The 12,985-nt window shown below is 72.0% G+C and carries 11 protein-coding genes; 6 read left to right on the top strand and 5 right to left on the bottom strand.

The features are described 5' to 3' along the window. Positions 1-155: 155 nt before the first annotated feature. The gene (locus tag ACFYW7_RS28495) at positions 156-512 is read right to left on the bottom strand and encodes an ArsR/SmtB family transcription factor (RefSeq protein ID WP_389507418.1); all 357 of its coding nucleotides are present in this window, start codon (positions 510-512) and stop codon (positions 156-158) included. 152 nt (positions 513-664) lie between these two features. Between ACFYW7_RS28495 and ACFYW7_RS28500 the strand changes: the two genes are divergently transcribed. Next, entirely contained in the window at positions 665-1,747 is a 1,083-nt protein-coding gene (locus tag ACFYW7_RS28500; RefSeq protein WP_389507420.1) for an NADH:flavin oxidoreductase/NADH oxidase, read from the top strand. Between the two features lie 148 nt (positions 1,748-1,895). Here the strand turns inward: ACFYW7_RS28500 and ACFYW7_RS28505 are convergent, their stop codons facing one another. Then, positions 1,896-2,549 carry a sigma-70 family RNA polymerase sigma factor gene (locus ACFYW7_RS28505; RefSeq protein WP_389507422.1) on the bottom strand — a complete coding sequence of 218 codons (654 nt, stop codon included), beginning with the start codon at positions 2,547-2,549 and terminating at the stop codon, positions 1,896-1,898. 132 nt (positions 2,550-2,681) lie between these two features. Next, positions 2,682-3,464 carry a hypothetical protein gene (locus ACFYW7_RS28510; RefSeq protein ID WP_389507424.1) on the bottom strand — a complete coding sequence of 261 codons (783 nt, stop codon included), beginning with the start codon at positions 3,462-3,464 and terminating at the stop codon, positions 2,682-2,684. Between the two features lie 270 nt (positions 3,465-3,734). On the opposite strand from ACFYW7_RS28510, the gene ACFYW7_RS28515 reads away from it, so the two are divergent. After that, positions 3,735-3,968, top strand: a complete 234-nt coding sequence (locus ACFYW7_RS28515; RefSeq protein ID WP_389507426.1) for a hypothetical protein — start codon at positions 3,735-3,737, stop codon at positions 3,966-3,968. Positions 3,969-4,393: 425 nt separating this feature from the next. Further along, entirely contained in the window at positions 4,394-6,454 is a 2,061-nt protein-coding gene (locus ACFYW7_RS28520; protein WP_389507428.1) for a HEAT repeat domain-containing protein, read from the top strand. A gap of 52 nt (positions 6,455-6,506) precedes the next feature. On the opposite strand, the gene ACFYW7_RS28525 is transcribed toward ACFYW7_RS28520, so the two are convergent. After that, positions 6,507-7,085: a hypothetical protein gene (locus ACFYW7_RS28525; protein WP_389507430.1), complete on the bottom strand. Its 579-nt coding sequence runs from the start codon at positions 7,083-7,085 to the stop codon at positions 6,507-6,509. 237 nt (positions 7,086-7,322) lie between these two features. Here ACFYW7_RS28525 and ACFYW7_RS28530 point away from each other — a divergent pair, with 237 nt between their 5' ends. Continuing rightward, positions 7,323-8,408 (top strand): WD40/YVTN/BNR-like repeat-containing protein, encoded by a 1,086-nt coding sequence (locus ACFYW7_RS28530; protein WP_389507432.1) that lies wholly within the window; start codon positions 7,323-7,325, stop codon positions 8,406-8,408. Positions 8,409-8,498: 90 nt separating this feature from the next. Here the strand turns inward: ACFYW7_RS28530 and ACFYW7_RS28535 are convergent, their stop codons facing one another. Further along, positions 8,499-9,827 carry a Rieske 2Fe-2S domain-containing protein gene (locus ACFYW7_RS28535; protein WP_389507434.1) on the bottom strand — a complete coding sequence of 443 codons (1,329 nt, stop codon included), beginning with the start codon at positions 9,825-9,827 and terminating at the stop codon, positions 8,499-8,501. 709 nt (positions 9,828-10,536) lie between these two features. On the opposite strand from ACFYW7_RS28535, the gene ACFYW7_RS28540 reads away from it, so the two are divergent. Both ACFYW7_RS28540 and ACFYW7_RS28545 read left to right on the top strand, forming a co-directional pair. Then, positions 10,537-11,346: a helix-turn-helix domain-containing protein gene (locus ACFYW7_RS28540; RefSeq protein WP_389507436.1), complete on the top strand. Its 810-nt coding sequence runs from the start codon at positions 10,537-10,539 to the stop codon at positions 11,344-11,346. 351 nt (positions 11,347-11,697) lie between these two features. Beyond that, the gene (locus tag ACFYW7_RS28545) at positions 11,698-12,945 is read left to right on the top strand and encodes an ATP-grasp domain-containing protein (protein WP_389507438.1); all 1,248 of its coding nucleotides are present in this window, start codon (positions 11,698-11,700) and stop codon (positions 12,943-12,945) included. The last annotated feature ends 40 nt before the right edge of the window (positions 12,946-12,985 follow it).

Here is a 12,985-nt window from a genome sequence, read left to right on the forward strand (position 1 = left end):
AAGCCCCCTGGTGCGCTATAAGTTGAGAGTGGCAAAGGGTGTCGGTTCCCCTTTGCCTTCTTCTTTTGGGCCACCACGTCACCCGTGCCCTGCGCCCGCGACGGTCGGGCGGAGCACCCGCGAGACGTCCGATCAGAGTCGGCTGTCGCGCCCTGTCACGATTCCGGCCGCCCGGCCTGTCGGGCGGCCGCCTCCAGGACCCGGTCGAGAAGGCCGGGGAACAACGCGTCGAGGTCGTCCGCGCGCAGACCGTTCAACTTCGCCGTGCCGCGGTACACCTGCCGGATCACCCCGCTCTCACGGAGCACCCGGAAGTGGTGCGTCGTCGTGGACTTGGTGACCGGCAGCACGAAGTCCGAGCAGGAGAGTTCGTCGCCGCCGGCGGCGAGTTCGCGCACAATCCGCAGCCGCATGGGGTCCGACAGCGCGTGCAGCACCGACTCCAGCCGGATCTCCTCACGCGCGGGATGCGGCAGATCACGGCCGGCGGCGGGGGTGGCTGCGGGGGTCACGGCGGCTCCACTTCTTCGGGGACGTCCGGCCGCGTCCCGGGGGCTTCGTCCGGCTCGCACATCGTACGAGACCTATCGTAGTTTGACACTCACCGTACTACGATGCCTATCGTACGAGACGTACACCGGTCCCGCGACGATTGGAGTCGGCCGTGAGCGCGCTCTTCGAGCCCTACGTCCTGCGCGAAGTCACCATCCCCAACCGGGTGTGGATGCCCCCGATGTGCCAGTACTCGGCCCTGCCCGAGGGTCCGTCGGCGGGCGCCCCGCACGACTGGCACTTCGCCCACTACGCGGCCCGCGCCACCGGCGGAACGGGACTGATCATCGTCGAGGCGACCGCCGTGTCGCCCGAGGGCCGGATCTCCCCGTACGACCTGGGCCTCTGGAACGACACCCAGGTCGAGGCGTTCCGCCGCATCACGGCTTTCCTCACCGCGCAGGGCACGGTCCCGGCCGTCCAGCTCGGGCACGGCGGGCGCAAGTCCTCGACCGACCGCCCCTGGAAGGGCGGCGCGCCCGTGGGCCCGGACGCCCACGGCTGGCGGGCGCTCGCCCCGAGCCCGGTGCCCTTCGCCGACGGGCACCCGGTTCCCGACGAGCTGACGGCCGCCGGCATCCAGGAGATCGTGGGGCAGTTCGCGGACGCGGCCCGTCGCGCGCTGGCCGCCGGTTTCGAGATCGTCGAGATCCACGGCGCCCACGGCTACCTCATCAACGAGTTCCTCTCCCCCCACTCCAACCACCGCACCGACTCCTACGGCGGCTCGTACGAGAACCGCATCCGGTTCGCCCTCGAAGTCGTCGACGCCGTACGGGAGGTCTGGCCGGAGGAGAAGCCGCTCTTCTTCCGCGTCTCCGCCACCGACTGGCTGGAGGACGGGGGATGGAGCGCGGACGACACCGTCCGTTTCGCCGCCCGGCTGCGCGAGCACGGGGTGGATCTCCTCGATGTCTCCACGGGCGGCAACGTCTCCGGCGGCGGGCACATCCCCGTCGGCCCCGGCTACCAGGTCCCTTTCGCCACCCGGGTGAGGAACGAGACCTCGCTGCCCGTCGCCGCCGTCGGTCTCATCACCGAGACCGGGCAGGCCGAGAAGATCATCGCCAACGGCGAGGCCGACGCGGTGCTGCTGGGCCGCGAGTTGCTGCGCAACCCGTCCTTCGCCCGGCTCGCGGCGCGCGAACTCGGAGCCGAGGTGCACGTGCCGGAGCAGTACCACCGGTCCGTGTAGGGCGTCGGGACAGGCCGGCCCGGATACGTGCGCGCGGGCACCGCGGCGGATTCCGGCCCTCGGGGTGAACTCCCTTGAGGACCCACGGCGTCGGGACAGGCCGAGGGGCCGGTGTCCGCCGATTCCGGCGGACACCGGCCCCTCGGGCTCAGGCGGCGGACCGCAGGTCCGTCGCCCGGACGCGGGCCTGGGCCTCCGCCTCGGCCAGCAGCGCGATCAGGGTCGCGCGGGCGCGCGCCACGCGGGAGCGGACCGTTCCGACGGGGCAGTCGCCGATCAGGGCGGCCTCCGCGTAGGACAGGCCCATCATCTGGGTGAGGACGAAGGCTTCTCGCCGGTCACCGGGGAGCGCGGCCAGCAGGTCGAGCAACGCGACGCCGTCGTCGAAGCCCGGCAGGCCGCGGGGCTGGGCGAGTTCCACCGCGCTCCGCCAGTCCGCGGCCTCGCTCGCCCGCGGCCGGGCGGCCGCGTGCCGAAGGCTGTCGATCACCGCACGGCGGGCGATGGCCAGCAGCCATGTCCGGGCCGAGGAGCGCCCCTCGAACCGGTGCAGACTGCCGAGCGCCCGGAGGAACGTGTCCTGGGCGAGGTCGTCGGCGGCCTGCGGATCGGCGGACAGATGGGCGACATAGCGCACGACATCGCGGTGCAGCGCGCGGACGAAACGGTCGACGGCGGCGGGGTCGCCGCCCCGGGCCGCCAGCGCCCAGGCGGTTATCGACTCGTCGGCCGACGCCGCCCTGTCGCCGTGGTGCCGCTCCTCGCCGCCGGGGCGCGAAGCGGTCAGGACAGGAATGATCACCAGGTGTCCTTCTCGGGTCATCCGTGATCCGGACCGGTGCGAGGGCACCGGTCCGGTGCTGGGGGTACGGCCGTACGAGAGGTACGGCCGATGCCCGCGGCGCACGGGAGGCGCCGCGGGGAGCCGGCTGTCTCAGGCGACAGCGGTCCCCACGGGCGGACCCCGGGAAGTGATCGCGTGGGCGAGGAGGAGACGGCGCGGGACCCGGTCCGAGGAACCTCGGCGCACGCGCACCCTCGGCCGGTGCGGCGGCGTCGGCAGGGCGAGCAACAGCCGCAGCGGGGCGGCCAGTCGGCCGGCCAGTGCCCGCAACGTGCGGAACACGGCACGCTCGCCGTGGGCGAGCCAGAGGCCGCACAGCAGCGCCGCGAGGACGTGGGCGGCGACCATGCCGAACGAGGACGGGGAGCCGGCCCCGTCACCCATGGGGAGCAGGTGGGCCAGGCCACCGGACCCCATGGAGCCCATGTCCATGGCACCCATCGCGTGCGTGTCCGCGGAGCCCATGTCCATGGGGGCCATGTCCAGGGAGGCCATATGCGGAGAACCTACGTGCGGGGAGCCCATGTCGTGCCCCGTGGCGCCCATGGGCATGCCGCCCATGAAGTGCGCGCCGGGCCGCCCCCGCCCCGAAGCGGGACCCGTGCCCGCGTCCGCGGTCAGCGACCGCGTGATCGAGAACGCCGTGTGCAGCAGGCCCTGGGCGGCCATCACGACGGACACGACGAGGGGAAGTCCGCGCTCGCGGCCGGCCAGGCACCAGCCCGCGCCGGCCGTGACCACTCCGGCGCCGGCCATCGCCCACCAGGGCACCGGAGAACCGGACATCGTCACGTGGCCGAGGGCGGCGAGCACCACGCAGACGGCGGCGAACATCGCGGCCCGTCCCGTGCGCGTACACCACCCAGCAGTCATGACGGCCCTCATCCTCGCATCCGGGGTTCGGACGGCATGGAGGGATACGCGAACCGGCCGGGGCCCGGCGGGTGGAACGCCCGTGATCCGGATCACGACCCGCCCTGTTTCCGCCGCCCGTCGTCGGACTCGTCCGGGTACCGGTCGGAACACGGTGGGAACACGGCCCGGACAGGGCTCCCCACAGTGGGTAGGGTCCCGGCGGTGAACGTCATGCATCAGGGGGACTCCGTGAGGGAACGAGACACCGGGCGAACGGGACGCGGGCCGATGTCCGTGCTGGCGCTGCTCGTCCCGAGCCTCGGGATCGCCGCGCTGGGCGTGTACCACCTGTGCGGGTTCGACCTGCACGCACTGCACGGGCGCCCGCACCTCGGCGACGGACTGACCGTGGCCGGGGTGATCACGGCCCTGGTGGCCGCGGGCGCGGCCCTGGGAGACCTCCTGTGGTGGGCGGCCACACGCGACCGCCCGCTGCGAAACGGGCCCCGCGGACAGGCGTGAAGCCGACCACCGGGCCCTGATTCCCCGCACCCGCCGGCCCTGAGACTCCCTGCGCACGGGCCGCGTCGCGCTCCCGAGCTCCGCGGCCGGCGCCGGCCCGGCGGCTCCCCCAGGGGCGCCGCCGCTGCCGTAGAGGCACACCGCCCTGCCCGAACGGGTACACACAGTCGTACGGGCGCGGGGCCGCGCGGGTCCCGCCCTCCGGGATCGCCGGACGTCCCCGACCGCGTTCGGCGGCTCATTCCGGGCTCCCCGCTCCCCCGTCCGGGTCATCTCGCCCGCATCGCCCGGGTCCGACGTCGTAAAACGGCCGTTCGCATCGCAGTTGGCCGGGTTGTCACCATCGACGGGACGGCTCGCGGGCGTCACTGTCAGTGGTGTGGTGCACACTCACGATCAATGACCGCACGCCTGGGGAGGGCACCGTGTTCAGGGGGATCGACGAGGTCGACTGGGCCTCGATGGAGCATGCCTACGGAAGCGCGGCGGACGTGCCGGAGCTGCTGCGGGGCCTCGCCTCGCCGTACCCCCAGGAGCGGGAGACCGCGCTCGACGGGATGTACGGGGCGGTGCACCACCAGGGCGATGTGTACGACTCGACGCTGGCGGCCGTCCCCTTCCTCCTCGCACTCGCCGGCGACGCCGAACTCCCCGACCGGGGCGGGATCGTTGAGCTGCTGACCAGCATCGGAGGTTCCGGCGCGGGCGACGACTTCGGGGAGCCGGGCGAGGACGACGGGGCCGACGTCGTAGCGGCCCGGGACGCGGAGGACCACCGGGACGACAACCACGCCATGGCGCGTACCGCGATCCGGGCGGGCGCCGCCGTCTTTCTCGGCCTCATGACGGACGGCGACGCGGAGGTGCGCCGCGCCGCCCCGGCGGCGCTCGTCCGGTTCCACGGCGAACCTCCGCGCGTACTGGCCCTGTTGAGGGAGCGGCTGGCGGACGAGCCGGAGGACGGCGTCCGGCTGGCCCTGGTCGAGGGCCTCGGGCTGTTCGCCCGGCTGCACCCCGGATCCGCGGCCCCGGCGGTGGACTGCCTCGTCTCGCTGTGCGCCGCCCCCCACGAGCCGGGACTGCGTCTCGCGGCGCTCGGACAGCTCGCCTCGTGCGCCCCGGACCGACTGCCCGCGGACCTCGTCCCCACCGTCGTGTCCCTGCTCCGCACCAGGTCACAGCGGGTCCGCTCGTCCGTCGAACCCGTCCGGACCTCCACCGACACCCTCATCGGCCGGCTGCGCCGCATGCGTCCCGCCGATGAGGAGGGCGCCCAGCTGCTCCGGACCCTGCACCGGGCGCTGGGCGGTCGCACGGCGGACCGGATCGCCCTGCTGGAGGGGCAGTTGGGCAGCGAGGACACGGCCGACCGGTGCAACGCCGTGTGGATGTCGGCGGGGCTGTTCCGCGAATGGCGTGCCGCGTACGAGGCGCCGGTCGCGCTGATCGGTGAACAACTCGGCTCGGACGAGGCGCGGTTGCGTCGCGCCGCGGTGTCCGTCCTGGAGTTCCTCTTCACCCTCGCGGCGCCCGCGGCCGACCGGCTCGCCGCCCTCGTGGAGTCGGACCCGGACTCCTGGGGTCGCGGTACTTCGACACTGGGCCGCCCGCTGAAGGCACTCGCGGGATGCGGGGACGCGCGGGCGGTGCCGGCCCTCGCGGAGGTGCTGCGCCACCCGGTGGTACCGAACGGGACCGGGTACACGATCGGGCACCTGGGCCCGGCGGCGGCTCCGCTGGCCCCGCTGCTGCGCGAACGGCTGGGCGAGGTCCCCCTGGACGACCCGGAGACGTACGGCCGGGCCGCGCCCCTGCTGTCCGGGCTCGGCGCGCTGCGGTACGCCGCCGCCGTGCCCGAGGTGCTGCGGCTCCTGCACGGCACCCCACCGGACCTTCGGCTTCGGGGCACCCTGGTGAGGGCGCTGGCCGGGGCGCTCGGCGCGTTCGGGGCGGGGGCGCGTGAGGCGATACCGGCGCTGCGGGAGCTGCTGGCCGGCGAGAACGCGGCCGCGGCGGCCGGCGCGCTCTGGTCCGTGGAGGGGGACGCCGAGGCGGTCCTGCCGGCCCTGACTCGGGCGCTGACCGCGTCGGCGGACGCGGGTGGCCGCCGGGTGGCGGCCGAGGCCCTCGGCCGGATGGGGGCCTCCGCCGCATCCGCGCTCCCCGGGCTGCTTCACCTGGCCGGTTCCGCCGAGGTGTGGGAGCGGACGGCCGCCGTCCGCGCCCTGTGGGACATCACCGGGGAGGCGGGACCGGTTCTGCCGGTGTTCCGCGACGCCTGGCGCGAGAACCCGTACACCCGGGGCACGATCGCCGCGTGTCTCGTCCGGATGGGGAGCGCCGGCGCACCCGCCCACGACCTGCTCCGCGCCGAACTCGCCTCGCCACGGCGACACCGGGCCCGGTCCGACGGCCACGGCAGCCACGACGTCCTGGAGGACGAACGCCTCCTGCGGGACTGCCGTACGGCCCTGGACGGCCCGTAGCGACGCCGGGCGCGCGTACCGGGGCGCGCGTACCGGGCCCTGGAGCGTCCGCTCAGCTCGTCGTCCACCGCCACATCGGACCGAACCGCTCCCACTCCTCGTCCCACCGGTCCATGCGCAGGCCGTCCAGACGGCGTCGCAGGAGCCATCCGACGGCCAGGGGGACTCCGGCCGCTCCCCCGCCCACCAGGGCCCCGACCAGCAGGGCCCGCACGCGGGCCTCGGCCACGCCGGTGGGCCGGGTGACGGGACGGCCCTCGGGATCGGTCCACACCATGACCGGCGTGCCCACCGGCGTACCGGCGTAGACCCTGACCTGGCCGGATCGAGCCGTGCCGTCCGGCGCGCTCCAGCCGACCTTCGCCCACACGACGCCCACCCCGGACTCCGTCGCGCCGCTGACCGGCGCGTCCTCGGTCAGCCGGGCGGGAACGGCGTGCCACTGCGTGCGCTGCCGGGCGAGACCCTGTTCCACGGTCTCGGCGGCCACCAGGCCCGCGCCCGTGCCCGCGAGGACGGTGAACACCCAGACCGCGAGCATGATCCAGGCCTCCAGGACATCGCTGCGCCGCCGTAGCGGGTTCCGCCGCCACCGCCACAGCCAGACCTTCGGACCTCGGAATGCCGCCATCGAGGCATCCTCCTCACCACCCGCGCGGACACACCACTTCCCCCTCCCTTACGCGCCCGCTCCGCGTGATGCTCACCCTGTGTGGTTCCACTCGTCCGGAGCGGGTGGCGCAAAGTGCTGCGCTCCGCCGACGCGACCCGTCCGAGCCGGGGAAGCGCGAGTCCCGGAGGTGACTGTCAGTGCCGGGGTGCAGACTGGCCCGTATCGCAGACAACGACGTCGCGGAGGTGGCCAGCCATGGCCGACGTACTGCTCACCGTAGGAACCCGCAAGGGCCTCTTCATCGGACGACGGCGCGGTGGCGCCTGGGAATTCGACGAGAATCCGGCCTTCAACGCCCAGGCGGTGTACTCGGTCGCGATCGACACCCGGGGCGACCGGCCGCGCCTGCTGGCCGGCGGGGACAGCGCGCACTGGGGCCCGTCCGTCTTCCACTCCGACGACCTGGGCCTGACCTGGACCGAACCGGCGAAGCCCGCCGTCAGGTTCCCCAAGGAGACGGGAGCCTCGCTGGAGCGGGTCTGGCAGTTGCACCCGGCGGCCGCCGAGCCCGACGTGGTGTACGCGGGGACGGAGCCCGCCGCGCTGTACCGCTCCCGGGACCGGGGTGAGTCCTTCGAACTCGTCCGGCCCCTGTGGGAACACCCGACCCGCTCGAAGTGGGTCCCCGGCGGAGGCGGGGAGGGGCTGCACACCGTCCTCACCGACGAACGCGATCCGCGGGCCGTGACGGTCGCCGTCTCCACGGCCGGGGTCTTCCGCACCGAGGACGGCGGCGCGAGCTGGGAGCCCGCCAACTCCGGTGTCTCGGCGGTGTTCCTGCCGGATCCGAACCCGGAATTCGGGCAGTGCGTGCACAAGGTCGCGCGCGACGCGGCGGACCCGGACCGGCTCTACCTGCAGAATCACTGGGGGGTGTACCGCAGTGACGACTCGGGCGGGCGGTGGACCGACATCGGCGCGGGCCTGCCGTCCACGTTCGGGTTCGCGGTGGCCACGCATCCGCACCGCGGTGACACGGCGTACGTCTTCCCGATCAACGCGGACTCGGACCGGGTCCCGGCCGACCGGCGGTGCCGCGTCTTTCGCACGGCGGACGCCGGCCGGAGCTGGGAGCCGCTGTCGGCCGGGCTGCCCTCCGGGGACCACTACGGCACGGTGCTGCGCGACGCGCTGTGCACGGACGACGCGGACCCGGCAGGCGTGTACTTCGGCAATCGCAACGGTGAGGTGTACGCGTCGGCGGACGACGGGGACAGCTGGCAGCAGCTGGCCTCGCATCTGCCGGACGTCCTGTGCGTCCGCGCGGCGGTAGTGGGCTGAGGCTCCGGGGACTCGGGTCCCCGGTCTCCGTACCGGCGGCCCCGGCCTCGCGGTGAGGCCGGGGTCTGGCACACGCCTCGTGCCCGTAAGTCAATCGGCGTCGGCCGCCGGGGTCCGGCCGACGCCGGCCATCTCGTCGTACTCCTTCTGGAGGTGGTCCGGACGCCCCGCCTGGACCGTCAGGAATCCTCCGATCCCGAACAGGCCGCTGTTCTTCCGGGCCGCGAGCTTCTCCTCGAAGACCTGCCGCGGCATCCCCTCGGTGTAGAGGGACTTGCCCATGAGCGGAAGCGGGATCTTCACGTTGGCCTCGGGGTCACGCACGGTGCCCGGCGGGTCCTCGCCCTTCTCGACCTGCCGCATCGCCTCGAAGTACCTGCGCCGCAACAGGGTGATGCCCTTGTCGCTGCGCCCCAGGCTCTCCGTGGTCCGGTCCGCGACGACGCCCTGGCCGACCCAGGCGGCGAAGTCCTGGTTCCCGGTGTGCGAGGTGAGGATCTCGCCACTCACCGGGTCGGTGAGCGGGCCGTACCAGAACGGAATGCTGTCCTGTCCCTGCGTTCCGGCGGGCACGTCGTCCGGCAGCACCGAGTACTGCCACGTGATGTTGAGCGTGCGCCGGTCGTCCATCGGGACGCGGAACTCGATCGTGTTCCCCGAGGCGAGTGTGTAGGGCCAGAGGCAGAGGATGCCTCCCTCGCTCACATCGTTCGTGCCCGCGTACGTTCCCTTGGGCGGAACGACGGGAGTCTCCACGACCCGGCCGTTGACGAAGCCGTGCTCGAACTCCATGAAGTCGATGGACAGATGCGTGGGCACGTACTCCGGATCGTCCGGGTCGCTGCGTACGGCGTTGCCGTTCAGGTGCAGCCACTCGAAGTGCACGGGGTCCATGCCGTTCTCGTGGCACTGGAACCAGTTGCAGGGAAGCTCGGTCATGATGATCTCGACGAAGCCGTGGGCCCAGCTGAAGAGCTCGAAGTCGGGCAGCAGCGGCGCCTGGTCCGGACCCATGTAGGCCCAGACGAGACCGCCGAGCGTGGCCGTGGGATAGGCGGTGAGGCCGGCCTTGTCGCGGAACCCTCCGGACGGGCCCGCCTCTTCGAACGGCTGGCCGGCGCACCGGCCGTCGGAGTCGAACGCCCAGCCGTGGTACGAGCACCGCATGACGTCACCGTCGACCCATCCGACGCTCAGGTCGGTGCCCCGGTGGGGACAGCGCCGGGCGATCAGGCCGTGGCTTCCGTCCGCCTTGCGGAACAGCACGAGGTCTTCGCCCAGCAGCTTGACGGGTTTGACCCTTCGCTGGGTCAGTTCCAGGATCGGCGCGACCGGATGCCAGTACCGGCGCAGCAGTTCGCCCATCGGCGTACCGGGTCCCACTTCCGACAGGATCTGGTTCTTCTCGGCTGAGAGCATGTTGGTCCCTTCACCTTGCGGAGTGCGGTCGCGCGGAGACTCCGGACAGTCCGCTCCGTGGGAAGGGACGGTCGCACCGAGGAATGTCGTGCCGTCACCACTGCGCCCAGGAGACGGTTTCCGAGCCACGTCCGGCAGGAGACACACGGCCATGGACGACGCCCCGCCGTCGAGGCGTGCCCCGGGGCGACCGGTCCCGAAGCCCGCGGAATCAGGTCACGCTCGTGATCCCGACGCAGCCATCATGCTGCGACCGGTACCGCTTTATCCACCCACAGCTTTTCGGCCCATGAACGGCATGCTTTATTGAACTTGTGCTGGTGAGCGGCCATTTGCCGTGGAAACGCCGGAAAATGTGGGAGTCGACTCGACCTGGCCACCGGTCGTGCAAGGTCGGTCACACGTACACGCAAAGCGATCCTCAAGCCTCCCTCAAGTGATCACACTATGAGATCGTTGCATCGCACAATGGCCACGAACTGGCACCACCATGACGGCGTCGAACACCGGGGCGTGACATCCCCCACGGCGTCACCAACGGCACGGAACCCCGCCTGACCAGCGATTCCGCAAGTAGAGACGGACCAGAACGCCGCACCACGACGTCCCACGTCCGAACCATGCGCCGAGCACCACCGCACACCACGACTCACGGGGGTCGGTAACACATGTGGAACTTACGATGAACGCCAAAGCACTGAAAGCGCTCTTGACAAAGCGACGAGCCTCGGTGGCGCCGGAGGCCCACGGGCTCAGGCGCCCCAGCGGCAAGGGCCGGCGCGCGGCCGGACTCGCCCAGCATCAAGTCGATCTCTTGCTCAATCGCGGCCCGGGAACCTACCAGCGCCTCGAATCGGGGAAGTACAGGAACCCTCCCGTCGACCTGCTGCACGACCTCGCCCGTCTCCTGGGCCTCTCCGAGCTGGAATGGATCACCCTGTGCCGTTACGCCGGCATCGGTGATCCGCCCTGTCCCCTCACCCCGCAGTCCGGCGAGCAGGTTCCCCATCTCTGGAACGACGCCGTCGAGGGCATCTCCCACGCGGCGTGCGTCATGGGCGCCTCGTGGAACATCCTCGCCCACAACCAGCCGTTCGAAGACATCTTCCCTCCCGGGAACCTCCCCACCAACATGCTGCAGTGGAAGCTCTTCGACGGTCGGCATCTGCTCTCCAACTGGGCCACCGCCTGGGCCCCCCACCTCCTGTCCCTGCTGCGCGCCGATCTGGCCGCCCGCCCCGAGGACGAGGTCCTGCGCCGGCTCGAGTCGGCCGTGCTCGCGGACCCCACCGCCGGGCGGCTCTACGAATCGGTCGGGGCCGTCGTCCACCCCTATGAGGTGGAGCGCCCCCTGCTGCACGCACGGCTCGGCCCGGGATCGATCAACATGTGCGTGGCCCAACCCCTGTCGTCCCCCGGAGCACGCCTGTGCATCCTCATCTTCACACCCGCCGGCCCGGCTCCCAGAAGCCAGGGGTCGGCCATCCCTCGCATTGAGCAGGTGACGGTACCCGCCTGAGAACGGCGTACCCCTTCGGCTTCGGCCAGGCGCGGCGATACGACTCCTCACCACCGGGAACCGTATCGCCGCGCCTTCTTGTCATTGCTCCGTCGGGCGGCGAATAACCCGGCTGCCTTTTGGGAGTAAAAGACGGCAGTGGATAACACCGCACCCGTCACGTGATGATGACGGGGGCGAACGCGCCGGGCAGTCCCCGACGGGCCGGTGGCCGGAAGTACGCCCTGCCGCAGCGGATTCGGCTACGACGGAATCCTTTTCGCTCGGGAGTCGCGGCCGTCACCCCCGCGTCGAAATCCCCGGCGCGGCCTCACTTCTCGCCGCCAATGTTTCCCAACGAAGGGCCTGCTGATGCGAACCTCCGCGGTCAAGAGCGTACTTTTCGTCGGAGGGAAGCGGACCGAGGCACTCGAGGCGGCCCGGAACTCCGGTCTGCGGGTCATCTACGCGGGCCCCAAGGCCGATATGACCGAGCGGCATCACGAACTGGTCGACGCGGCGTTCCTGTTCCCCGAGTTCTCTCCCGAACTCGCCCTTCGTGCCGCGACAGCACTGCGGGATGTCGTTCCGTTCGACCTCGCGTACACCGCGGGCGACCAGTACCTCGAGACCGTCGCACGGATCAACCATCAACTGGGCCTGAAATCGAATCCCCTGCGCACGGTCTCCGCCGTCGACGACAAGGCTCTCATGCGGGAAGTCCTGCGCGGCACAGGCGTTCGCCAGGTCGCGTCCGCGACAATCCGCCATCTGTCCGACCTCGAGGAATTCGTCACGTCGAACGGCTTCCCGCTCATTCTCAAGCCGAGTCGGGGCAGCGCGAGCAAGGACATCCACATCATCTCCGACGCCGCCGAACTCGCCGCCGTGGCCGTCGGGCCGGCATTCACCGGGAACGCCCCGGCCGGCGGCGCGGCGTCCTGGGTCGCCGAAGAGTTCCTGGAGGGCAGGGAATTCAGCGTCGAGACGCACAGCGCCGCCGGTCGGCACCAGATCCTCGCCGTCACCGAGAAGTTCAAGACCGAGGGCTTCGTCGAGATCGGCCACGTGGTGCCCGCGCGGATCACCGCCGCGGAACACACCCTGCTCACCGACGAGACGCGGGCCGTCCTGACCGCCCTCGGCGTGGAGGAAGGGCCGGCCCACACCGAACTGATCCTCACGGCCAAGGGCCCCGCGCTCGTCGAGACGCACACCCGTCCCGGCGGCGACGCGATCGTGGAACTGATCCGGATCGTGGCGGGATACGACATCCACGAGATGACGTTCTCCTGGCTGTCCGGGGAACCCGCGGACGTGTCGCACGAGCCACTGGCCGGGGGCGCCGCCATCTGGTTCCTCACGGCCGAGCAGGGACGGGTGACGGCCGTCGCGGGCGAGCCGGAGGCCCGATCGTCCGAGGGAGTCCGGTTCGCCTCGCTCTCGGCGGCCGTGGGCGACGTGATCTCCGAGGTCCGCAGCTCCGCCGACCGGCACGGCGAAGCGCTCGCCGTCGGCGAGGACGCGGACAGCGCCCTGCGGAACGCGCGGGAAGCCGTGGCCCGGTTCCTGGTCACGGTCGAGCCGCTCGACCCCGCGGGAGACCCGGTTCACGGCTGACACCAGGAGTGCCGGCACGCCCCGCCCGAGTCCGGGCCGG

Origin of the sequence: Streptomyces sp. NPDC002580, assembly GCF_042889485.1 — a bacterium.
Classification (GTDB): domain Bacteria; phylum Actinomycetota; class Actinomycetes; order Streptomycetales; family Streptomycetaceae; genus Streptomyces.

What these genes read in the sequence shown, in the direction of transcription:
- ACFYW7_RS28515 (WP_389507426.1), top strand. Translation starts at nt 3,735, where the DNA reads ATGTCCGTGCTGGCGCTGCTCGTCCCGAGCCTCGGGATCGCCGCGCTG.
- ACFYW7_RS28510 (WP_389507424.1), bottom strand. Translation starts at nt 3,464, where the DNA reads ATGACTGCTGGGTGGTGTACGCGCACGGGACGGGCCGCGATGTTCGCC.
- ACFYW7_RS28525 (WP_389507430.1), bottom strand. Translation starts at nt 7,085, where the DNA reads ATGGCGGCATTCCGAGGTCCGAAGGTCTGGCTGTGGCGGTGGCGGCGG.
- ACFYW7_RS28545 (WP_389507438.1), top strand. Translation starts at nt 11,698, where the DNA reads ATGCGAACCTCCGCGGTCAAGAGCGTACTTTTCGTCGGAGGGAAGCGG.
- ACFYW7_RS28535 (WP_389507434.1), bottom strand. Translation starts at nt 9,827, where the DNA reads ATGCTCTCAGCCGAGAAGAACCAGATCCTGTCGGAAGTGGGACCCGGT.
- ACFYW7_RS28530 (WP_389507432.1), top strand. Translation starts at nt 7,323, where the DNA reads ATGGCCGACGTACTGCTCACCGTAGGAACCCGCAAGGGCCTCTTCATC.